The organism is Shewanella sp. ZOR0012 (assembly GCF_000798835.1).
Taxonomy (GTDB): domain Bacteria; phylum Pseudomonadota; class Gammaproteobacteria; order Enterobacterales; family Shewanellaceae; genus Shewanella; species Shewanella xiamenensis.
In genome coordinates this window covers 2455956-2479544 of sequence record NZ_JTLE01000094.1, presented here as the reverse complement: position 1 = coordinate 2479544, position 23589 = coordinate 2455956, and the positions used below count along the sequence as shown (strand labels likewise).

The following is a 23589-nucleotide window of genomic DNA, read 5'->3' as shown; positions in this document are numbered from 1 at the left end:
CATCGGTAATGCGCGTTAGCAAATACCTACTTTCTACTCAAAAAGAAACACCTGCGAATGCAGAAGTCATCAGCCATCAATTAATGCTACGTGCGGGTATGATCCGCCGTAACGCTTCAGGCCTATACAGCTATCTGCCCACGGGCCTGCGTGTATTACGTAAAGTCGAAGCGATTGTTCGTGAAGAAATGAACAAAGCGGGCGCGATTGAAATCCTAATGCCTATGGTGCAACCGGCTGATTTATGGGTAGAAACGGGTCGCTGGGACAAGTTTGGTCCTGAACTACTGCGTTTTAAAGACCGTCATAGCCGTGACTTCGTTCTGGGACCAACCCACGAAGAAGTGATCACCGACTTAATCCGCAAAGAAGTCAGCTCTTACAAACAATTACCGCTGAATCTTTATCAAATTCAAACTAAATTCCGCGACGAAGTTCGCCCACGTTTTGGCGTGATGCGTTCTCGCGAGTTCCTGATGAAAGATGCGTATTCTTTCCATCTTGATGTGGATACCATGAATGAAACCTATGAGGCGATGTATCAAGCCTATAGCAACATTCTGTCGCGTATGGACTTAGCCTTCCGTCCGGTTTTAGCGGACACGGGTTCTATCGGTGGCAGCATGTCACACGAGTTCCATGTATTAGCGCAAAGCGGTGAAGACTTAATCGCCTACTCTACGGGTAGCGATTATGCCGCTAACATCGAGAAAGCCGAATCACCAATGCCAACCGAAACGCGCGGCGCGGCGACTGAAGCATTACGTTTAGTCGATACCCCAAATGCGAAAACCATTGCCGAGTTAGTTGAGCAATTCGGTTTAGATATCACTAAAACAGTGAAAACCTTGATTGTTAAGGGTGCGACTGAAGCGGCGCCACTGGTTGCGCTGATTGTACGTGGTGACCACGAGCTAAATGAAATCAAAGCAGATAAATTAGATTTAGTGGCATCACCATTAGAATTTGCCCCAGAAGCCCTGATCCGTGACGCCATTGGCGCAGGTCCAGGCTCATTAGGCCCTGTCGGCCTGAATATGCCGATCATCATCGACCATAGCGTAAGCGTGATGAGCGATTTTGCTGCCGGCGCAAACGTGGATGATAAACACTACTTTGGTATCAACTGGGAGCGCGATCTGCCACTGGCACAAGCAGCCGACATCCGTAACGTGGTTGAAGGTGAACCAACACCTGATGGTTTAGGTACTTACGCTATGGCTCGTGGTATCGAAGTAGGTCATATCTTCCAACTCGGTACTAACTACTCTAAATCCATGAACGCGACTGTTCTTGATGAGAACGGTAAGTCACAAGTGCTGCTGATGGGTTGTTACGGTGTTGGCGTAAGCCGAATCGTTGCTGCTGCGATTGAGCAAAACTTTGATGACCGTGGCATTGTATGGCCAGAAGCGATTGCACCATTTAGTGTGGGCATTCTGCCAATGAATATGCACAAGTCGCACCGCGTCACCGATATCGCCGAGCAGTTATACAAAGACTTAAGTGCTGCGGGTATCGATGTCCTGTTGGATGACCGTAAAGAGCGTCCAGGCGTGATGTTCGCCGATATGGAGCTGATTGGTATTCCTCACACTGTGGTGATTGGTGATCGCAATATCGATGCAGGCGTATTCGAATACAAAAACCGCCGCACTGGTGAAAAGCAAGATGTGCCATTTGACCAAATCGTCGATTTCTTAAAGAATCTGCAAGCTTAAGCCCTGTCTTTTGCGCTGAATGCGCATTCAGCCAGTTTGAGCTAATGGCAAGCCATTAACCTCTAAAAACATAAACGCACTTAAGTCCGACTTAAGTGCGTTTTTATATCTATCTTCTCAAGTAATCATTTAAGTTTGACACTTCAGCCTATCACCAGCGGTTCGCTTTTCTACCAGCACTAAATAAACTTCATCCAACTAACTGCTCCGACTTGCTTTTTTAGAGTAGTGATTGCTTTAATAAACTCATAATAACAATTCAAGAGTCTGAAGATTGCCAACATCAACAGCATTAGTTCTCGGTGGCGGTGGCGCTCGTGCCGCCTATCAAGTGGGAGTGTTAAAAGCACTGGTCCAGCTTTATCCTCGCAACCATGGCATTCCCTTCAAAATCATATGTGGCACTTCCGCTGGAGCCATTAATGGTACTTCAATCGCCACCCATGCCTCATGTTTTCATTTAGGTGTCAAAAAACTCGAATGGGTATGGCGTCATTTTGAAACTAGAAAAGTGTACCGAGCCACTCTTCCTGGCGTGTTAAAGCACCTCTCAAAAATGGCCCTAAAAGGCTTACAGGACGATAAGGTCAATACAGATGCTGGCAGCCTGCTCGATAATGAACCTTTACGGCACTTATTGAATGAACTTATCGATTTTAAAAGAATTGATCGCAATATCCGCAACGGCGCTTTAACCGCTCTGAGTATCGATACCTCCTGCTATAACAACTCGCGTTCGGTGACGTTTTTTCAAGCGGCACGGGATATTGAAAACTGGACCCGCGCCAGACGCAGCGGTGAGCGGCGGATGTTAAATACCGAGCACTTGTTAGCAAGCTCAGCCATTCCCATGGTGTTCCCGTCAATTAAACTTAATCAAGCTTATTATGGTGACGGCTCAGTCCACCAGCTCGCGCCGCTTTCAAGTCCAATCCATTTGGGGGCTAATAAGCTATTGGTGATAAACCTAGACAGTCCCCATAAGCATTTTCCGATGGAGCTAGAATATCATCCGAAGACAGCGACCATCGCGGGTCATCTGCTGGATACTATCTTTTCTGATACCTTAAATAGCGATTTAGAGCGCCTAGAGCGCATAAATCATACGCTTTCCCTTATTCCAGAAGAAAGCCGTGCGCAACTAGCATTACACCCCATAAAAACCTTAGTGATAAAACCCAGCGAAGATTTAAGTAAAATCGCCGCCCGCTTCTATGACGATATGCCCTGGGCAATTAAAACCTTACTGGGATTTTTTGGTATCGATAGGCAGTCTGACTCAAGTATTGTGTCTTATCTCTTGTTTGAAAAATCCTATACCAGCGCATTGATCGATTTAGGTTATCAAGACGGTATGGCGCACCTTGACGAATTGAAAGCATTTTTCAATTTAGCCTAATGCGATGACTCACAATAAAAAGGCTGAGTAAAATCGAATTGAAGCCCGCATCTTGACGTGTTATAAATTAAACGATGACATAATTCCTTAACCACAATGTGCGAAACTCATTCAAAATTAAGGATTATTCAGTAGCAGCTAAGCTGTAAATCAGTCTAAAGTCTGAGTGACGGAATAGATTTAACATTGATCATTTAAGTTGAATCACCTATCATGCTGTACTAGATTAGCTAAAAATTAGGTTAATTTTTTCTAAAAGGGAATCACGATGAAAAAAACTTCATTAGCACTTATTGCTGCTATTTCAATGTTAGGTTCAGTTGCTGCTAACGCTAACACAACTGGTGTAGCAACTGGTGGTACTGGTGTTGGTGGCGCTACTGGTGCTATCGTTGCTGGTGGTATTGCAGCTGGTGCAGTTGTAACTGGTGTTTTAGTTGCAGCTAACAGTTCTGATGGTAGCCCAGCAGCAACTGGTACTGGTACTGGTACTGGTACTGGCACAACTACTGGCACTAACTAATCTTTTAGTCAGTGTATTTAAACAACCGCCTTATTGGCGGTTGTTTTTTTTAGGCTTTTTGTAAACAAAATGTGTACTTAATCTAGCTTGAAATCACGCCATCATATATTTACATTGGTTAACAACTTACTATTGAGAATAAGCAACTCGGATGCGTATATATAAAAAAATCTTTTCCTTTATTGCTGTTTCGACAGTATGTCTAGGCTTATCGGGCTGTAGCCAACGAATTAGCGCACTAAACGATACCGCAAAGCTCGCCTTTTTTGGGAGTGACGATGTGGTTCTCTCCCCTGAGCAAGTATCGGCTAATCCTTATGCCAGCATCTATGTAAAAATGGAAGATACGGCCCAGGCATTTGTGGTTTTAGCCTTTGCAGAGCCTAAAATCAGCCTATCTTCAGTAAAAAACTCACCCGCAGCACTCGAACTTAAGTGGTTATCAGCAGATAAGGGCATGTTAGTGACAGTTAACGGCCGCCTAGTCAAAACCCATAATTTGCTCACTGGTAATTTAAGTGCTGTTGAAAGTGATGAGCCAGATCCACTGTTATTAGGATTACACTTAAGCTCCACCCCCAAAACTTGGGCTCGAACCCTCGATTGGCAACCTGGTTATCATTATGGCTACCGAGCAACATCAGAATTTGAATTGATTGGTGACGAAAATATTCTAATCAATGGCGCTCCTACACAAGCTTTGCATTTTAGTGAACACGTCTCTGTGGATGCACTCAATATCCAATATCAAAATGAGTTTTGGCTAGATCCACAAACAGGCAACGTTATTAAAAGCCATCAGAAAATTGCGCCCAATCTGCCGTTTATTGATATCACCTTACTGAAGCCTTTTGCTGCTTAGTGGAGCCATAATGAGATCCTATATTACCCCGTTGGCGCTACTAGTAAGTTCAGTGTTTTTGCAATCCGTAGAAGCCAATACCCAACTTTCTGTCAGTACCTCAGCGTCTCACACGCCGCAGCTACACATTACCTATCCCGCAGCTATTCGAGTAGGACAAGCGGTACAAGATGGGTTAACACAACTTCCCCTTTATAATCAAACGATAAAAAATGAGCCAGTCTCAATTTATTGGCTAGGTGCGGCACTTTTAGATATAAAAAATACTGCAGCATTAGAGGCCACTCGTCAGCAAGTATTGCAACAATTAGCCAACATGGGAGAGCAGGTCGATAATAGTCAATATATTGCTAAACTGGCCAAATTTGCCCAGTTTTTACGCAACATCAAACTAGGCCAGCGAGTTAATCAGCCGTTAGATCTCGACGTAGTCCGGATTACCGACGCTTATAATCCGGTTATCGATGGTGATTTTTTACTGGTGCTACCACCACGACCAACTACGGTCACTGTCGTTGGCGCGGTCGCACAAACGGGTGAACAAGCATGGCAATCGCGGGCCAGCAGTAAAGATTACCTAAAGCATGCGGGTTTACTCGATAATGCTGAAGATAGCTTTGTGTGGATTATTCAACCCGATGGCAATGCGATAAAACAGCCTATCGCCTATTGGAATCATCAGGCTCAGGATATCGCCCCTGGAGCAATACTCTTTGTGGAGTTCACGGCGCTGTTTGATGACCATGCCGAATTAAATAACAATATTATTGAATTACTCAAAAATCGGGCTCTGTAATGAAAAAGTCAACTCCCACTTTGCATACGTTCGGGCGTTTATCTGCGCTGTCATTAGCACTGCTACCGTTATTACATGTTAGCGCCGATGAATTTTCTTATCCAACACTCTTACCTTCACAGTCAGATTTTGGTGGCGTTGGTCTAATGCAAATGCCGACTGGCCGCATGGCACCAGAAGGTGAGTTTAACTTTGCCACAAGTTATAACGACGAATACCAACACTTCACCGCCTCAGTACAATTATTCCCTTGGTTTGAAACAACAATCCGCTATACCCAAGTACAGGATTTACTTTATAGCGATGATCCGAGCTTTAGCGGAAGCACTAAATACACAGATAAAGGAATTGATTTTAAAGTACGTCTACTTGAAGAAAGTAACTGGCTGCCAGAAACCTCGATTGGGGTGCGGGACTTTGGCGGCACAGGCTTATTTGATGGTGAGTTTATTGCCGCAACAAAACGAGTCGGCCCATTGGATTTTACCCTCGGCATTGGCTGGGGCTATATTGGCAATAGCGGTAATCTCACCTCAGATAAAAAAGATCTTAATTACAACTGTGATAGAGATACCTCTTTTGGAGGCTCGGGAGGAACTGTTGATTATCAACGTTGGTTTAAAGGCTGTGCCGCGCTTTTTGGTGGTGTTGAATACCAAACGCCTTGGGAGCCACTACGTTTAAAAGTCGAATATGATGGCAATGACTATCAATCAGACTTCCCTGTGGTTCAAGGTAATATTGCTATGCCTCAGGACAGCAAATTTAACTATGGACTACTCTATCGGTTTGGCAACTGGGGTGATCTGCATTTAAGTTATGAGCGCGGTAATACTTGGACGCTTGGTTTTAGTCTACAAACTAATTTTAATACCTTATCGCAGATTAAAACCGATCCTGCTGCCGCTAAATATAAGCCGCTTCCGGCTGCGCCATTAACTCTTTCACAGACAGAGTCCTCCGCGCCAGTAAACACACCAACAGTCGAACAAGTGACTGTTGGTGTTGATACTTCCGCAACAAATAAATCAGAAGAGCAAAATACCGAAGTAGCAAATCTAGAGCCTGTAAACGCTTCCAGTCAGACGGTTGCGAATACCCTAGTAGATTGGAATAAGGTGGCTCAAGACTTACAAACCATCGCAGGGTACGCAAACGCCAAAATTTATCTGGATAAAGACAGCATTACTGTCGTCGGTGAACAAACCAAATTCCGTGATAGAAATGAAGCACATCAAAGAGCGGCAACCATACTCGCTAATAGCACTGATGCAACTCGTATCAAAGAGTATAGGTTGATTGAAACCCGTTATAGCCAACCGATAACCGAAACCCGGATCGATGCGCAAAAATTTGCCCAAGTGGTAAGTTATGGCTATTTGAATGCTAAAATCACTGATGCCAGTGTTGTGAGTGTTCCCAGCTTACCACAGGGAGAACAAGTCAATAACGCTGATAAAGATTGGTTAGATAAGCTTAGCTTCGATGTTTCGCCCACCATGGCTCAATCCTTCGGAGGCTCTGAAGGTTTTTATATGTTCAATATTGGGGTCACAGGCAGTGCAAATTATCGCTTTACCGATAATTTTGATTTTTCAGGTTCCCTTTATCTGAATATTTACGATAACTACGATAAATTTTTATATGAAGTACCACCAGATACTAACGATCTAAAACGTGTTCGCACACTTATCCGTCAATATGTTCATGATAACCCACTAAGGGTGAATAGCCTACAACTGACCTGGATGGATAATTTAACGGATAATATCTCCTACCAAGCCTATGGCGGCTATTTAGAAATGATGTATGGCGGTGTAGGGACAGAGTTCCTCTACCGACCACTGAATAGCCAATGGGCTTTTGGTGTTGATGTGAATTATGTTAAGCAGCGCGATCCCGATAGCATGTTTGGCTTCTTTGAAGATGAGCATCAATATGACCCAATTACAGGTCGTTCATACCGAGCACAAACTGGGACAGCCACAGGTAATGCAACCGTCTATTATCAACCCGACTGGTTCCCCAATACTTTATTGAGGATCAGTGCTGGTCAATATCTGACTGAAGATAAAGGGGTAACGATTGATTTCTCCAAACAATTTGATAGCGGTGTGATTGTTGGCGCCTTTGCGACTAAGACAAACCTTTCTTCTGAGGAATATGGTGAAGGCAGCTTTACCAAAGGCTTCTACATCTCGATCCCATTTGATTTAATGACGATTAAATCAACTCATAGCCGGGCGACAATCAGTTGGATGCCGCTCACCCGCGATGGTGGTCAAATGGTCGGCCGTAAGTATTACCTCTTTGATAATACTGATGCTCGCTCACCTTGGTTCACTCGCCCCAGCACTGAAAATAAGCCTGTAAAATAACCGAAACCGCCGTTAGCGTCTAAACGCTAACGGCGGCATTGGCATCTCTTGCGGAAAGAATGGGTGTGTTGTTTAACAGTGGCCACTCAATCGTAAACTCGGCACTATTCCAAGCAAGTACATATTCATCATCCGGCGCATAATAATCGCTACAACGATACAACACATCTGCATACTCACTTAACACATAAAACCCGTGGGCAAACCCTGGGGGGATCCACATTTGCAAATGGTTATCGGCAGAAAGAATCCTGCCAACCCATTTGCCATAGGTCGCGGATTGTGGCCGAATATCGACGGCAACATCAAAAATACTGCCAGCACACACTCGGACTAATTTGCCCTGCGGATATTGTTGCTGGTAATGCAATCCACGCAATACATGCTGCTGCGAGCGACTATAGTTATCTTGCACTAACGCTGGCGCTTCAAATCCGCGACTCAGCAAGCACTCAGTAAAATACGCTTGCCGAAAGGTTTCCATAAAAAAGCCACGCTCATCGCCAAATACCATAGGTTCAAAGACTAGTACTTCAGCCAGCTCGGTTTCAACGCACTTCATTAAACACCTGTTTATTTAATAAACCTAAAAGATACTCACCATAGCCACTTTTAAGTAAAGGTTGAGCTAAGGCAGCTAGCTGCGAGGCATTAATCCAGCCACAATGGAATGCCGCTTCCTCCGGGCAATTCACTTTCAAGCCCTGTCGTTTCTCAATAGCGGCAATAAATGACCTTACCGACCATTAAATCCAACATTCAAAATACCTTTTCTCATTGATACATCAAGGATTAGTGAATTGAATCGAGGCGCAGATAGTAGCATACAAATACAAATTAAACGCAGGGCGAAACGGCTCACTAGAAAATGCAGAACGTTGCTATGCGGGTTCTAGATTCCGCTTCATTTCTCAGGAAGTTGTATGTCGACTTTTACGCCTTGGTTCGGCGAAGAGGTCAGCGTAATGCTGCCATGGAGCTTTTGGGTAACCAAATTGTAGATAATTGACATTCCTAAGCCTGTGCCGCCATCTTTACGAGCGGTGGTAAAAAAAGGCTCAAAGGCTTTCATCTTGACCTCATCAGTCATACCGACACCATTATCTTGATAACTCATGCAAACATTCGCGCCTTGCTGTTCAACTCGGATAGTAATTTGCTTATCACCAGCAAAATTGTCAGGAAACCCATGCCGAAAGCTATTAGCAACTAGATTGGTAAAAATTTGCGCGATTGCCCCAGGGTAAGACTCGATGAAAATTTGGTCATCAAGGTCAACGGTTAAGGTAATATTCTTCTTACGCATTAATGGCCTTAATGAGCTAAAAATCTGGAAAAGATAAGTCTTTAAATTAAATCGCTCACGTTCAAGTACCGACTGATCCGCAGCGGTCCGCTTAAAGTTGTGGACTAACTCCGCTGCTCGCGCCAAATTTCGCTCTATCAGTCCCAAACCATCTTGCATCGTATTGATAAAGTTTAAAAACTTATCTTCGTCGAGTTCATTTTGCTCAAATGTACTTTTTAACAATGCGACCTCATCTAAACAATGAGTTACTGAGGTCACAGCAATCCCCAAAGGCGTATTGACCTCATGGGCAACCCCTGCCACTAAACTCCCTAAGGCCGCCATTTTTTCATTTTCAATTAAGTGATGTTGTGTCGAACGTAAATCCGCCAATGCGGTTTCCAATTCTTGAGTTCTTAATTCAACTTGCGCTTCCAAATCCGCATTAATGGCTTTTAATTGCTGCTGATAATCTAAAATTTCCCTTGCACTCATTGCCCGACCAAATAAATCGGCCAAGGCGGAAGCAAAGGCTTTTTCATCGCGGGTCCATTCTCTTGGCTCACCTTGATGTTCAGAACAAATAATGCCCACCATCTTACCGCGATGACGGATAGGGCTATCTAATATGGAGGTAATACCATTAGGCACTAAGTAAACCTTTACAAACTCATGGGTTGCTCTATCGGTTTGAGCCTGATTAGCCACTATCGCTCTTTCATTATCTAACAAACTGAAATAATAAGGATAATCAGCACGCGTTAAGACAAAAGCTTCTTGTCTTTGCATATTATCGAGCAGGTAAAAGCAGTGCATACTTTGATGATCTTCAGTCCATAACCAAATACTGGCACGGCTGATGTTTAAGCCTTGGCACACTGAAGCAACAATGAGTTGCGATGCCTCAGCTAAATCGCCACCATCAATAATTGAAGAGCGACTCACGTCAAATAAAATCCTATCTAACATCCGCGTCATAATGATGGAGTTCTCCGCGTGGCTTCACCAGACATTGAAATCTGACAATAGCTTCAGTGGCCACTGCTTATGCAAGAGTCTTAAGTACTAACCTTAAAGTGACAGTCTTTAGTATAGATTCTATCTGCAAACTCACTAGGTCATTACTCTACAGAATAGCATTTCGGCTCTTCTAGCTCTCCCAGTTCAACTGCGATCGCGGCATATTATCGGATTTAACACTATAGCAATGAAGCCGTAAGCGCCGCTGAAATTAAGCTCCCAAATGCCATATCGAGCATAGCCTTAAGGCCTTTAATATGACCCCTTAGCATAGTAAATAAGTTTGGTGCCATTGTAGATGGCGGTTATCATCCCTAATATCAATAAATCAGAGGCTTGAGATGAATATGCAACGTCCACTCTTTACTATCGCCTTAGTCGCAATCATGGCAACTGCTTGCAGCGATCCGCAACATGCAACAGATCAAAACTCCACAGCCAATACAGAAACTCAAAAGACCATCCCCGTTGGCGATACCAGCCAAAATGCACTCGATTGGCCAGGCATGTATGAAGGTGTTTTACCCTGTGCGAGTTGCGAAGGTATTCAAACCACGCTAACGCTACTGGCAGATAACAGCTTTGAATTAAAAAGTATTTATTTGGGCAAAGATGAGAGCATCTTCAAGGTGGCAGGAAAATTTGACTGGGATGGCAAGGGCTCAAAAATTACTTTATCCGATGGCAGTAAATACCTCGTGGGTGAAAACCAGCTATTTATGCTAGATAACGAAGGCAACAGGATCAGCGGCGAACTGGCTGAGCACTATATATTGAAAAAGAAAGGGATGTAGACAAGAGCTTTGCAGCGTGACGGTGAGAAGTTGAGTGCTCCACCCAGCTAGAACGCAGCGATTCTAGAGCAAGCTTGTCAGCGTCCTAGATTCTCACATCGTTGGTTACTCAAAATTAAAAGAGTTACTAAGACATGAACCCAGATATCCAAATTATCCGCTATCAAGACTGTGAATCGAGTTTATGGAAAAACGGCGGCGGTAGTACTAAACAACTGTTAATATCGCCAAAGGATGCTGACCTAACTAACTTTGATTATAGGATCAGCATTGCCACCATTTCGAGCAACGGTCCCTTCTCACCATTTCCTGGCATCGATAGACAGTTGTGTATCTTGGAAGGCGAAGGCGTAAAGCTGATGATGTCTAACAATGCGGCTAAATCAAGCGAGTTAGTACTCCGCCCAAACCAACCTGCATTTTGTTTTAGCGGCGAAACTAAGATTGAAAGCCAACTCTTAGATAAACAAATTATCGACTTTAATGTGATGATCAAACGCGGCAAGTATCGCGCGCATATTGAGCGGCTGGAGTTGAATGGCTCGTTAAACCTTACGTCCTATGAAACCAGCCATGCCGATAATGTTTATCAAACACAAAATCTATACAGCGATGAGTTGCAACAATGGCTACTTTGCCTTGAACCAATGTGCTTAGTTTATCAAGATCAAATGATCCAACTTAAGCGTTACGACATGGTGCAATACCCACAAGTCCAAAATTCAACAGCACAATCGCCAGAAATACGGCTCTTAGAAGTAATAACTCCCGAAGCAAACCGTTCAAACAAGGGACAATCAACAATTAAGCAAACCAAAGCAGACAACCAGCATCCACTAAACCATAAACAAAGCCAGGTGCTGCGCATCGTTATAGAATGCATAAAAAGATCTAGGTTCTAGAGCCACGAGGTGGCGTTCTAGAAGCCGTAGGCCGTCCTATCAGTTGCGAAGCAACGCCCTAGATTCTATCTCCTCGCTTATGCCGCTTTGACTGCCTGAGCGATATATTCAGCTTGTTGTTGGGTCAAGGCAATGTCCGTTGACTCAACCATCACTCGAATTAAGGGTTCGGTACCCGATTTACGCAATAATACTCGCCCCTTATCCCCTAAAACTTCCTCAGAGGTTAGCACTGCCTGTTTAACACTGTCTTTAGCCAAAATACTGTCAGGGCAGCCAGAATTTAATCGCACATTGATAAGCACTTGTGGCAACTTAGTCATGCCAACTTTTAGATCGGCTAAACGTTTACCCGACTCTAGAATGGCTTTGAGAACCTGCAAAGATGCCACAATGCCATCGCCAGTTGAAGCATGCTGTAAACTCAAAATATGCCCAGAGCCTTCGCCGCCCAGTTGCCAACCCGTTTGTTTGAGCTGTTCAACCACATAACGGTCGCCAACCTTAGCCCGCATAAAAGGAATATCCATTTGTTTGAGTGCCAGTTCTAATCCGAGATTTGACATGAGCGTACCAACCACCCCGCCCTGCATTTCACCTTTTTGATATGCTGCTTGAGCCAATATAAACAAAATCTCATCGCCATCAACTACATGGCCATTATGGTCAACAAACATGACTCGGTCAGCATCACCATCAAGCGCAATACCTAAATCCGCTTCGAGGATCATCACCGCAGATTGCAAGCTATCTAAATGTGTTGCGCCACAATGATCGTTAATGTTCACGCCGTTGGGTTTGTCATTAATGCTAATCACCTCGGCCCCTAACTCGCGATACACATTGGGTGCAATATGGTAGGCCGCGCCATGGGCGCTATCGACGACAATCTTTAGTCCCGCCAAGCTTAAATGATTCGGGAAGGTGCCTTTACAAAACTCAATATAACGACCAGCAGCATCATCAATGCGGCGCACTTTGCCCAGTTTTTCAGAAGCGACACATTGCAACGCATTATACTCAAGCGCTTGTTCTAATAGCGCTTCAATTTCAAGCTCTTGTGCATCATTCAGCTTGCTGCCTGTGTTTGAAAAAAACTTAATACCGTTATCATAAAAAGGATTATGGGAAGCACTGATAACCACGCCAGCATCGGCCCTAAAAGTTGAAGCTAAATACGCTACCGCGGGCGTTGGCATGGGGCCAATTAATGCCACATTGACACCAGCGGCTGAAAAACCAGCTTCCATACCCGATTCCAACATATAACCACTAATGCGGGTATCTTTACCAATCAACACTTCTTTCGTGCCAGTTGATGCCAGCACAGTACCTGCCGCCCAGCCTAGCTTCATCGCAAAATCAGGCGTAATTGGGAATGTTCCTACTTTGCCACGCACACCATCAGTACCAAAATACTTCCTAGACATACAAAATCCTTAAAAACGCTAAAACACAAAAAAGCCAAATCCATGGGGATTTGGCTTTTAAAAAAGATTTAACTTTGCAACATCTAAACGACATAAGACATTGAATCAAGAAACTAACGTTACCACTTTCGGTTTTGTATCAGCTGGTTTAAATAATTTCCTTTGCTGCCAAACTAGATCACAAATACCATCAGTTGGGGCAAAACCAGTGGGTGCCGCAAGTAAAATCTCACGAATCGCCTCATGGTTGAACTCATGGCATGCTTTGTCTAAACGATTAAGAATTAACTCTAATTCGGACCATGGCAGATAAATTTCATTCGCTGTCATAATCCGCTCATGGTCTGTACCAGTTACATCATCGCCAATCAGTAACTCTTCATACAGTTTTTCACCGGGGCGCAGGCCGGTAAATTCAATCGCAATATCACCATTGGGATTCGCTTCATCCTTAACGTCATAACCGCTTAAGCGGATCATTTTTGTCGCAAGATCAACGATTTTTACTGATTTCCCCATATCAAGCACAAATACATCGCCGCCTTTGCCCATGGCACCCGCCTGAATAACTAGCTGAGAGGCTTCGGGAATAGTCATAAAGAAACGAGTAATTTCAGGGTGAGTAACAGTAACTGGGCCACCATTAGCAATCTGCTTACGGAACAATGGCACAACAGAACCTGAAGACCCCAGAACATTACCAAATCGCACCATACAAAAACGCGTTTGATGATTCTCTTTTGCCAATGCTTGCAATGCCAGTTCAGCCATACGTTTAGTTGTACCCATCACATTTGTAGGGCGCACAGCTTTATCGGTAGAGACCAACACAAAGGTTTCTACTTTTGCCGCAATAGCCGCTCTTGCGGTATATAAAGTACCAAATACGTTATTGCGCACACCTTCAACCACATTATGCTCAACTAAAGGCACATGCTTATAAGCTGCAGCATGGTAAACCGTTTGCACTTTAAACGCCTGCATTACCGCTTGCACACGGTTTTCACGCTGAACAGAACCCATGATAGGGACAATTTCAACATCAATACCAAGCTCATTAGCAGTCGCAGAAAGTTCACGGTCAATCGAATAAAGTGCGAACTCCGATAACTCGAATAAAACTAATTGCTTAGGCTGCTGTTTTAAAATCTGGCGGCATAACTCTGAGCCGATAGAACCACCAGCACCTGTAACCATAACAACTTTGTTTTTAATATTTGCCGTCAATAAATGCTGTCTTGGCGCAACAGAATCACGCCCCAATAGATCTTCGATTTCAACTTCTTTCACATCACTAAATAACTTATCACCACTCACTAAATCCGCCATGGCAGGCAAGGTCATCACCTTAACAGTGAGCGGCTCAAGCTGATTAATAATTTCCTGACGACGTGAACGCGATGCACTCGGCATTGCCAGCAACACACGAGTTGTAGGTCGCTGTTTTATAAGCTTACTGAGTTGATTAGAAGAATAAACATGCAAACCTTGAATCGATGTGTTGTGCAAACTTTCGTCATCATCGACAAAAGCAACAGGATGGTATTCATGACTTTGTGCAAGTGCAATCGCCGTTTGCCGTCCGCTTACGCCCGCACCGTAGATAATAACCGGCTCTCCACGGCGGTTAATACCTGCTCCGACTAATGAACGCATAAGCGCACGCGCGCCGCCCACAAACACGAGAGCAAAAGCAGCATAGATAAATGGCACAGTGCGAGGTAAGTCCACCCCGCCATAATAGGCTAGTAAAACAAGAGCTATGGTAGAAATACCGACACCAGCTACGATTGCAGTAAACGCTTGCGAGCCGATATAACGCAGCACTGCGCGATAAAGCCCTAGCCTCACAAACCCAGCAATACTGATAGGGATAGTTAACGCAATCAATCCCCAATACTGAGATTTAAACAATACATCAACAGAGTCCAAGCGAACGAGTAACGCAAACCAAAAGGCAAAAAGCAAAAACACTGAGTCAATCGCCACGCTGACTAAACGTTTATGTGGCCGCTTTAATGAGAATAAAAACTGCAAAAAATCCATCTTTTGCTCCATTTTGTAGAAAAACTTCATATTAACAACCAAAAATCCGTTAAGCCAAACTGAGTTTGACTTAACGGCGATTAGACTTAGCGAAAAGACGCTTTCGCAAGTACCGAGGATAACACATTGCAAGCTTTAGACATCTCATCCAATGTTAACGTAGGATGAACTAACATCATTATGCTGGTTTCACCAAGCAACCTAGCATTCGCTAAACGTTCTTGAGGACGCCATGAAGTATTATCAAAGGCTTTCTCAAGATAAACTTCGGAACAGCTACCATGGTAACAAGGCACACCTAAGGCAACAATTTCATCAACAATTCTATCTCGGCTCCAATCAGGAGCTAAATTTTCTTGATTTACAAAAAAGTAATGCTTGTACTCTGCATGAACAATATCACTAGGGACATCAACAACTCGAAGCACTGAATACAAACGAGCAACGGCATCAAGTTTAGCAGCATTTGCAATACGTGCAGCAGTCCAATCTGCCATACGCCTGAGCTGAATTCTGCCGATTACAGCTTGCATTTCAAGCATACGCCAATTTGTTCCAAAAGAATCATGTACCCAGCGGAATCCTGGTGGATGTTGCTTATGATAAACAGAGTCGAAGCTTTTACCGTGGTCTTTATACGACCACATAACTTGCCACAGGGCTTTATCATTGGTGGTCACCATGCCACCTTCACCGCCGGTGGTCATGATCTTATCTTGACAGAAACTCCAAGCCCCAATATGACCTATGGAACCTACACTTCGGCCCTTGTACTTCGCCCCATGTGCTTGGGCACAATCTTCAATTACAGCGAAGCCATGCTTCTTAGCAAGCGCCATAATCGGGTCCATATCTGCTGGCATACCAGCCAAATGAACCACAATCACTGCCTTGGTATTTGGCGTCAAAACAGCTTCTATCGTCTCAGCAGTGATATTTTGACTATTAATATCAACATCAGCAAATACAGGATTTGCACCAGCGGTAACGACTGTTGAAGCTGAAGCCAAGAAGGTACGTGGCGTAACAATCACATCATCACCAATACCTACACCGAGAGCTTTAAGAGCGACATCAAGTGCTAACGTACCATTACTTAAAGCAATGGCATATTCAGTACCAGCCCACTCAGCAAACTCTTTTTCAAATTCGCGACATTCATTGCCAGTCCAATAGTTAACTTTATTCGACAACAACACGCGACTAACTGCATCAGCCTCTTCTTGAGTAAAGCTTGGCCAAGGGGAAAATGGGGTATTTAACACAATCATCATTCCTTACGACAAATTGGTTTGGCGGGTACACCCACCACAGTCTGATTATCTAAAACGTTATTTATTACTGTTGCCCCCGCACCAACAACAGCATTTATACCAATGTTGATAAGTTGCTTGATATTTACGCCAACTCCAAGCCAACTCGTCTCTCCCACAGAAACACCTCCGGCAAGATTTGCCCCAGGGCTAATGTGAACACCATCGGCAATCACACAATCATGATCCACTGTTGCGGCAGTGTTGATGATACAGGCTTTGCCAATACAGCTAAATGGATTAATCACCGCTCCAGCCATTACCACCGTGCCACACTCAAGATGAGCGTGACGACTGATGATCGCGCTTGGGTGAATCAAAGGCAAACAGTGCGCACCTTGGGCAAATAGTTGATTGTATTTTTCTAACCGAATGGCGTTATGGCCTATTGCAACGACCACATTTGCATAGTGAGCCACTTGCTTAAGCAAAGCATCGCTGTCACCTAACACCGGCCAGTGTTCGACTTGTGCAAGCTCAGGCCAGCGATCATCATAAAAGTGGATCTCTGAAAAACCATTTAGCTCAGCGATTTCAGCAATCACCTTACCATGACCGCTGGCACCGAGAATCGCGCATGGCCCAAGCGAGCGTTTACTCATGGATATAGCCTTCATTCACCTTGTCTTGCTGCTCATTCCCAGTAAACGGTGCAATAGTTACATGACCATCAGCAGAAATACCCTCTTTAACAAATACCTTTTTTACCGTTGACAGTAATATTTTAATATCAAGCCCAAAAGAGCGATTATCCACATACCACACATCGAGTTTGAATTTATCTTCCCAACTAATCGCATTGCGACCATTTATCTGTGCCCAACCAGTGACACCGGGGCGCACCTCATGGCGTCGAGCTTGCTCTGGGCTATAAAGTGGTAAATATTGCATTAATAGTGGTCGCGGACCAACTAAGCTCATCTCGCCTTTTAATACATTCCAAAGTTCTGGTAACTCATCCAAACTACTGCTGCGCAATTTATTACCAAACGGCGTCATTCGCTCAGCATCTGGCAAACTGTTGCCCTGCACATCAGTTGCATCTTTCATAGTGCGAAACTTTACCATTTCAAATGGCTTACCATGCAAGCCAGGGCGAGTCTGGCGAAACAGCACTGGCGAGCCAAGGTTTTTACGTATTTTCCATGCCACTATGGCGATGATGGGGGACAACAATAATAGCGCACAAAAGGAGACTACTATATCGAATAAACGTTTCACTTTACCTCCTCAAAGACGGCGACGAATTTTTTAACCCCATGCGCTAACGATAAGTGTTTATGATAAAAATCATGTGCATTATTTGCCATTTGCTGACGTTCATCAGCATTCAATGTAACCATTTGCTCAACCGCATTAGCTAATGATTCAGCTGAATTGGCTTTACAGCTTACCCCTGCTTGGGCAGCTTTTATCAATTGCGCTGCATCGCCATCAACTCCCATAACAATTGGCTTGCCGACAGCTAAATAGGCTTGAGTACGGGATGGAATAGTAATTGAAAAAAGTTCATCATCAGTCAAATGAACTAAAAGTGCATCAGCGGCTTTTAGTAAAGTACCAACCTCTTGCATGGGGACTCTTGGTAAAAAATAGATGTTATCCAGTTGCAGTTCAGCAACTTGTTGTTGTGCTGCTGCTTTTGCCACTCCATCACCAATCAACACCAAATTAGCGCTAACATTGCGCTGACTAAGTAAATGAGCAGCCTCGACGATGGCAGGTAACCCTTGCGCAAAACCCAAGTTGCCAGCGAATACAATATTTAATTTATCATTGGTTGGGAGTGATAACTGCGTTGAACGAGAATTCATCAATGCACTTTCATCACACCAATTATAAATTAACTCTATTTTTGAATCTGCAATACCCTTAGCTACCAATCGCGCTTTAAAACCTGGTGATAACACAACGATCTTCGCCGCACGGTGATAAACAAACTGACAAACCTTCTCGACAATAGACAGCGCTTTGGGGTTTGTCAGCATTCCAGTTGCCGCTAAAGTATCCGGCCACAAATCTTGAATATCAGTAATAAAGGGCACTCGTCTAAACATGCCAATAAAAAGAGCGCTGAGCGAGGTAGTCAGTGGTGGATGATAACTATAAATCACATCAGGTTTAATGACTTTAAACAAGCCACACAGAAGAGAGCTTGCAGCAAAAGAAACATAATTCAAAATTCGTTTAAATGCTGAGCCATCATGGCTTGGATACAACGGCACACGATGTACTACAACGCCATCAATTAGCTCTTTTTGATAGGCTTTGATCTTATAACCATCATATACTTTACCACCAGGATAATTAGGAAAACCTGTAATAACCTCAACTTGATGACCATACTCAACGAGTTTTTTTGCAAAAAGTAAGCCTTTGAAAGTTGGCTCAGGGTCAAACCATTGTGTAACAATTAATATTTTCAAAATGCTATTATCTTATTAATATTGCAAATAAAATATGTAGGAGAAAACTCTCCTACATTCTTCAATCATTAATACTGCTTCCACACCGTTCGCATTACATAATCACGATAACTATGAATAATTCGCACAACTTTATCAGCGACATTGGGCATGCTGTAATCAGAGACCAGACGTAAATCACGCAAATCACCAGAGTGCTGTGTTTCTAAAACAGCTAATCCTTGCATGACACGTTCAACCGCAAGGCCAACCATCATTACTGAAGCCTCTTCCATTCCCTCTGGACGCTCATGAGCTTCACGCAGATTAAGCGCTGGGAAGTTCATGATGGACGATTCCTCATTAATCGTACCACTGTCAGAAAGCACGGCTTTAGCATTTTTTTGCAAATGATTGTAATCATGAAAACCGAGTGGTTTTAATAATTGAATGTTCGGATGAAACTGAATTCCCTGAGCCTCAATACGGTTACGTGTACGTGGATGGGTTGACACAATAACAGGTAGATTATAGTGCGCAGCAACGGTATTTAAAGTCTCAGCTAACTTGGCTAATTGTTTAGGCGAATCGACGTTTTCTTCACGGTGAGCACTTACCACAAAGAATTTGCCTTGCTCTAAACTCAAGCGTTCCAGTACATCTGAGCTATCTATTTGAGGCATGTAGTGGTTGAGCACTTCAAACATGGGGCTACCGGTTTTAATCACACGATCTGCAGGTATACCCTCTGCCAATAAGTAATCACGGGCAATGGTACTGTAAGTAAGATTGATATCGGCAGTATGATCGACAATACGGCGATTCGTCTCTTCAGGAACGCGCTGATCAAAGCAACGGTTCCCCGCTTCCATATGGAAAATCGGCACTTTACGGCGTTTCGCAGGTATAGCTGAAAGGCAAGAGTTGGTATCACCCAGTACCAACATGGCTTCGGGCTGAACTTCTTCTAATACTTGGTCAACTTTAATGATCACTTGGCCAATAGTTTCTGCAGCATTTTTACCCGCAGCATTCAAAAAATAATCAGGTTTACGCACACCCAAATCATTAAAAAATACTTCATTGAGCTCAAAATCGTAGTTTTGACCTGTGTGAACCAAAATATGTTCACAGTGTTCATCTAATTTAGCCAATACGCGGGATAAACGAATAATCTCTGGGCGCGTGCCCACGACTGACATAACTTTTAATTTTTTCATTCTACTTTCTGCCAATATTCATATAAAAACTGCAGGACTAAAGTGGGCGTGCAAATGTATCTGGTGCTTCACGATCAAAAATCTCATTTGCCCAAAGCATAACAATCATTTCTTCATCACCAATATTGGTGATGTCATGTGACCAACCAGGTACAGTCTCAACTATTCGAGGAGAGCTACTATCAGTTTGCAGCTCGTAACGTTCACCACTACAAATATGTTCAAACTTAAATAGCGCTTTACCTTTTAACACCAAAAACTTCTCATTCTTAGAGTGGTGATAATGGCCGCCGCGGGTAATTCCTGGATGAGCTGTAAAGAAGGAAAACTGACCAGCTACTTTAGTTTTTAGCATTTCACTAAAAACACCGCGCTCATCACCATAACTCGGAATAGCATAACTAAATTGTTCAGGCGACATATAGCTTAGGTAAGTAGAGTAAAGTGCTCGAGTCAACCCCGTTCCGACATTTTCAGTTACGAGATTGTCTCGGCTTGCTTTAAAAGCACGCAATAAGTCAGCAACTTCACCAACTGTGGTTGGATATTCCGGTGATACGCTCTTATGTCCGCTCTTTGAGCTACCTTCTAGTAATGAAATTAAGTTAGCACAAACATCATCAATATAAACTAAAGTCACAGGTGCTAATGGATCGTTAATAGTGATATCTAAACCATTCAGCGTGTTATAGCAAAAAGTTGCCACAAACGAGTTATAGTTAGGCTTGCACCACTTACCGAACACATTAGGAAACCGATAAATATAGTAAGCAGCGCCAGTAGTAATGCTATATTGCTCGGCCGCTTGTTCCGCTAGCAGTTTACTTTTACCATAAGGATTATCTAGTGTTGCCTGACTTGAGGAACTTAACATTAAAGGGGCATTTTTCCCACTCAGAGTAAGTTGTTCAACAATAAAACGCGTGAGTTCCGCATTACCCTGTTGAAACTCTTCATCATCTTTTGGACGATTGATACCAGCTAAATGATAGACAAAATCAGCGTCATAGAGATATTTAGCGAGTAGTTCTTCGGATGTTTCACGGTCAACTTCGACGATATCTTCATAGCCATTTTCGTGCAGCATTACACAAAGATTTTTACCAATAAAACCTTGTGCACCAGTAACGACGATTTTCATTTAAACCCCCTCAGGAACAACCAAACTACCCGCTTCAATATCACGGATAAAATCGAGTTTATGCAGCAATTTCACCATTCCTTCAACATCCAATCGCTCAGTATTGTGAGAATTGTAATCCTCAATCACTGACAAGTCTTTCTCTCCTTCCTCATTATACTTTGAGTAGTTCAGATCACGGTTGTCTGAGGGGATACGGTAATAGCCACCCTGATCTTCAGCAACGAACATCTCTTCACGGCTGCACAATGCTTCATAAAGCTTCTCACCATGACGAGTCCCAATAATATTTACTTGGTGCCCTGATTTACCAGTAATTTGCAGCAACGCCTTAACTAATACGTCGATTGTGGCTGCAGGCGCTTTTTGCACAAAAATATCGCCATTAGAACCGTGTTCAAAGGCATGTAAAACCAAATCAACGGCATCATTTAAGGTCATCATAAAACGAGTCATATTAGGATCAGTTACAGTAAGTGGCTGATCATTAATAATTTGTCGTAAGAATAATGGTATAACAGAACCACGCGAAGCCATTACATTACCGTAACGCGTAGCTGAAATAACAGTTTTATTAGGATCGACGTTACGAGACTTAGCTACAATAACTTTTTCCATCATCGCTTTGGAAATGCCCATAGCATTAATTGGATAAACTGCTTTATCGGTGCTTAAGCACACAATGCGCTTAACTTGGTTTTGAATCGCTGCTTCAAGCACATTTTCAGTACCTAACACATTAGTCTTTACAGCTTCCATTGGGTGAAATTCACATGAAGGCACCTGCTTAAGCGCAGCAGCATGATAGATATAGTCCACACCACGGGTGGCATTTAAAATGGATTGATAATCGCGCACATCACCAATATAAAACTTCAACTTTGAGCTATTATATTTTTTGCGCATGTCGTCTTGTTTTTTCTCATCACGAGAAAAAATTCTTATTTCAGAAATATCAGTATCTAAGAAACGATTTAAGACTGCATTACCAAAAGAACCGGTACCACCAGTAATCAATAAAACTTTATTTTTATAATCATTCATAACTTAACCTCTGCATCATAATTTCTTTTGAAAAATTTTCTATATAATATTTAAAAGCTGAATCAGTTATACTGTAAACCAGTTCTTCATTAAAATGATCACCTATGTCATTATCATTTAAATAAATACCTAATTCATTACTTATTAGCAAATCCATTGAGCCATTCTGAGGGTGACCAAATGCAATTATTGGTTTTTTAGACGAGAGGTATTCAGGGATTTTAGTAGAGCAAGACAACCAAGTTGACTTTATATCCTCTTTACTAAACCCTTCCATAAACAGTAAATAATCTGAATCTTCAACTTTCTTAAGATAAGACTCACCAATACACGGTTGAGCGAAGTGAACCAAAGGAGGGAAATCACCCGAGCAGATATTAACCTTATCAGATGTATAGACATTAATAACAACGTCAACACCTGTACGCCTAACGTATTTAACAACTAAATCAGAAAACTTTATGAGCGATTCATTTCTACCACTGTGAAGAGAACCAAAGTAACTTATGCATATTTTTTTCGATTTGACTATACAATCCTCTGTAACTTCAGAGTCATTTTTTAATAAAGAGTTTGAATTTATCAAAACCTGTGATTTAACGCCAAACACATTCGAGTAAACATCAGACATTTTCTGACTTATGACGAAAACCCGAGGATTTAGCTTAAACAATTTCTTTATATTTCCATTAAGCAAGGTAGCATAACCACCTCTCGTGCGAATGATAGAATCTGTAGGATTGAAATCAAGAAGATAATCATCAGTAAAGTAAATAGTTAACTTAACGTTGGTCGCTCTAACCAAAAAAATAACGAAATATTGAAAAAATAAAAAATCAGGATATACAAAAAAAACCTTTTGTATATTTCTCTCTCTAACAAAAGAAGCAACTCGATAAAACGATACGACTAAAGACGGTAAATATATAATATCGCGACAAATAAGATTGAAAAAATTTCGTTTTTTAAAATTTGAGAACAAATTAACTATTGGCTTTAAAATATTCCTAAACCCTCCCTTACCCTGGACATCTAATGCAGTTCTTTTATTATAACTTTCGTTTACACTGCAACTTGAAAGAGAGTCCTTAAAATTAATATCATCAGAATCAGAACCAAAACTTAGTCCCGCAGGTGTAATAGTAAGAGCATGTGAACCTATATCAATATCAAACACATCATTGTGAAGACTAAGTTGATATAGATTGGCGAGCTCAGTTTTTTCGAAAAAAGAAGCTAATGTCTTACCGTTATTTCTAACTGTAGAAAACTTGTTATTACTGATAACCAATAAGCTCAAAGTGACC

20 protein-coding genes and 1 pseudogene are annotated in these 23589 nt (G+C 42.7%); 8 read left to right on the top strand and 13 right to left on the bottom strand.

The annotated features are described in order from the left end of the window. Positions 1–8: 8 nt before the first annotated feature. The 6 genes from L976_RS12520 (at position 9) to L976_RS12495 (ending at position 7679) form a co-directional block, all read left to right on the top strand. Entirely contained in the window at positions 9–1721 is a 1713-nt protein-coding gene (locus tag L976_RS12520) for a proline--tRNA ligase (RefSeq protein WP_047537170.1), read from the top strand. Positions 1722–1995: 274 nt separating this feature from the next. After that, complete coding sequence (locus L976_RS12515) at positions 1996–3120, top strand: patatin-like phospholipase family protein (protein ID WP_047537167.1); 1125 nt, start codon at positions 1996–1998, stop codon at positions 3118–3120. Between the two features lie 268 nt (positions 3121–3388). Further along, positions 3389–3643 (top strand): hypothetical protein, encoded by a 255-nt coding sequence (locus tag L976_RS12510; RefSeq protein WP_047537164.1) that lies wholly within the window; start codon positions 3389–3391, stop codon positions 3641–3643. Between the two features lie 151 nt (positions 3644–3794). Next, the gene (locus L976_RS12505) at positions 3795–4505 is read left to right on the top strand and encodes a YjbF family lipoprotein (protein ID WP_047537161.1); all 711 of its coding nucleotides are present in this window, start codon (positions 3795–3797) and stop codon (positions 4503–4505) included. Positions 4506–4515: 10 nt separating this feature from the next. Next, entirely contained in the window at positions 4516–5301 is a 786-nt protein-coding gene (locus L976_RS12500; RefSeq protein ID WP_047537158.1) for a capsule biosynthesis GfcC family protein, read from the top strand. Then, positions 5301–7679 (top strand): YjbH domain-containing protein, encoded by a 2379-nt coding sequence (locus tag L976_RS12495; protein WP_047537155.1) that lies wholly within the window; start codon positions 5301–5303, stop codon positions 7677–7679. The genes L976_RS12500 and L976_RS12495 overlap by 1 nt, the downstream gene beginning before the upstream one ends. A 19-nt stretch (positions 7680–7698) precedes the next feature. Here the strand turns inward: L976_RS12495 and rfbC are convergent, their stop codons facing one another. From rfbC to L976_RS12485, 3 genes and pseudogenes are all read right to left on the bottom strand, one after another. Further along, positions 7699–8241, bottom strand: coding sequence for a dTDP-4-dehydrorhamnose 3,5-epimerase (gene rfbC, locus L976_RS12490; RefSeq protein ID WP_047537152.1), 543 nt, complete (start codon positions 8239–8241; stop codon positions 7699–7701). Next, a pseudogene (locus tag L976_RS23650) lies at positions 8228–8410 on the bottom strand (glucose-1-phosphate thymidylyltransferase RfbA); the annotation flags it as partial. The pseudogene L976_RS23650 and the gene rfbC, both read right to left, overlap by 14 nt. A gap of 173 nt (positions 8411–8583) precedes the next feature. Then, positions 8584–9945, bottom strand: coding sequence for a sensor histidine kinase (locus L976_RS12485; RefSeq protein ID WP_047537149.1), 1362 nt, complete (start codon positions 9943–9945; stop codon positions 8584–8586). 389 nt (positions 9946–10334) lie between these two features. Between L976_RS12485 and L976_RS12480 the strand changes: the two genes are divergently transcribed. Both L976_RS12480 and L976_RS12475 read left to right on the top strand, forming a co-directional pair. Next, positions 10335–10781 (top strand): copper resistance protein NlpE, encoded by a 447-nt coding sequence (locus tag L976_RS12480; protein WP_047540474.1) that lies wholly within the window; start codon positions 10335–10337, stop codon positions 10779–10781. A 134-nt stretch (positions 10782–10915) separates the two neighbouring features. Further along, positions 10916–11683 (top strand): HutD/Ves family protein, encoded by a 768-nt coding sequence (locus L976_RS12475; protein ID WP_047537146.1) that lies wholly within the window; start codon positions 10916–10918, stop codon positions 11681–11683. Positions 11684–11760: 77 nt separating this feature from the next. Here L976_RS12475 and glmM read toward each other — a convergent pair whose 3' ends face one another. From glmM to L976_RS12425, 10 genes are all read right to left on the bottom strand, one after another. After that, the gene (gene glmM / locus L976_RS12470; RefSeq protein ID WP_047537143.1) at positions 11761–13113 is read right to left on the bottom strand and encodes a phosphoglucosamine mutase; all 1353 of its coding nucleotides are present in this window, start codon (positions 13111–13113) and stop codon (positions 11761–11763) included. A gap of 105 nt (positions 13114–13218) precedes the next feature. Next, positions 13219–15159 (bottom strand): polysaccharide biosynthesis protein, encoded by a 1941-nt coding sequence (locus tag L976_RS12465; protein WP_047537140.1) that lies wholly within the window; start codon positions 15157–15159, stop codon positions 13219–13221. 86 nt (positions 15160–15245) lie between these two features. After that, positions 15246–16424: a DegT/DnrJ/EryC1/StrS family aminotransferase gene (locus L976_RS12460; protein WP_047540471.1), complete on the bottom strand. Its 1179-nt coding sequence runs from the start codon at positions 16422–16424 to the stop codon at positions 15246–15248. Positions 16425–16429: 5 nt separating this feature from the next. Then, on the bottom strand, positions 16430–17074 hold the full coding sequence (locus tag L976_RS12455) for an acetyltransferase (RefSeq protein ID WP_047537137.1): 645 nt from the start codon (positions 17072–17074) through the stop codon (positions 16430–16432). Then, complete coding sequence (locus tag L976_RS12450) at positions 17067–17693, bottom strand: sugar transferase (RefSeq protein WP_047537134.1); 627 nt, start codon at positions 17691–17693, stop codon at positions 17067–17069. Before L976_RS12450 ends, L976_RS12455 begins: the two co-directional genes overlap by 8 nt. Next, positions 17690–18898 carry a glycosyltransferase family 4 protein gene (locus L976_RS12445; RefSeq protein ID WP_047537131.1) on the bottom strand — a complete coding sequence of 403 codons (1209 nt, stop codon included), beginning with the start codon at positions 18896–18898 and terminating at the stop codon, positions 17690–17692. The genes L976_RS12450 and L976_RS12445 overlap by 4 nt, the downstream gene beginning before the upstream one ends. Positions 18899–18966: 68 nt before the next feature. Continuing rightward, positions 18967–20097, bottom strand: coding sequence for a non-hydrolyzing UDP-N-acetylglucosamine 2-epimerase (gene wecB, locus L976_RS12440; RefSeq protein WP_047537129.1), 1131 nt, complete (start codon positions 20095–20097; stop codon positions 18967–18969). 37 nt (positions 20098–20134) lie between these two features. Further along, positions 20135–21238: a UDP-2-acetamido-2,6-beta-L-arabino-hexul-4-ose reductase gene (gene wbjC / locus L976_RS12435; protein WP_047537128.1), complete on the bottom strand. Its 1104-nt coding sequence runs from the start codon at positions 21236–21238 to the stop codon at positions 20135–20137. Continuing rightward, positions 21239–22282 (bottom strand): polysaccharide biosynthesis protein, encoded by a 1044-nt coding sequence (locus tag L976_RS12430; protein ID WP_047537126.1) that lies wholly within the window; start codon positions 22280–22282, stop codon positions 21239–21241. Next, a complete protein-coding gene (locus L976_RS12425) occupies positions 22275–23582 on the bottom strand; it encodes a hypothetical protein (protein WP_047537125.1) in 1308 nt (435 codons plus the stop codon). The genes L976_RS12430 and L976_RS12425 overlap by 8 nt, the downstream gene beginning before the upstream one ends. Positions 23583–23589 lie beyond the last annotated feature (7 nt).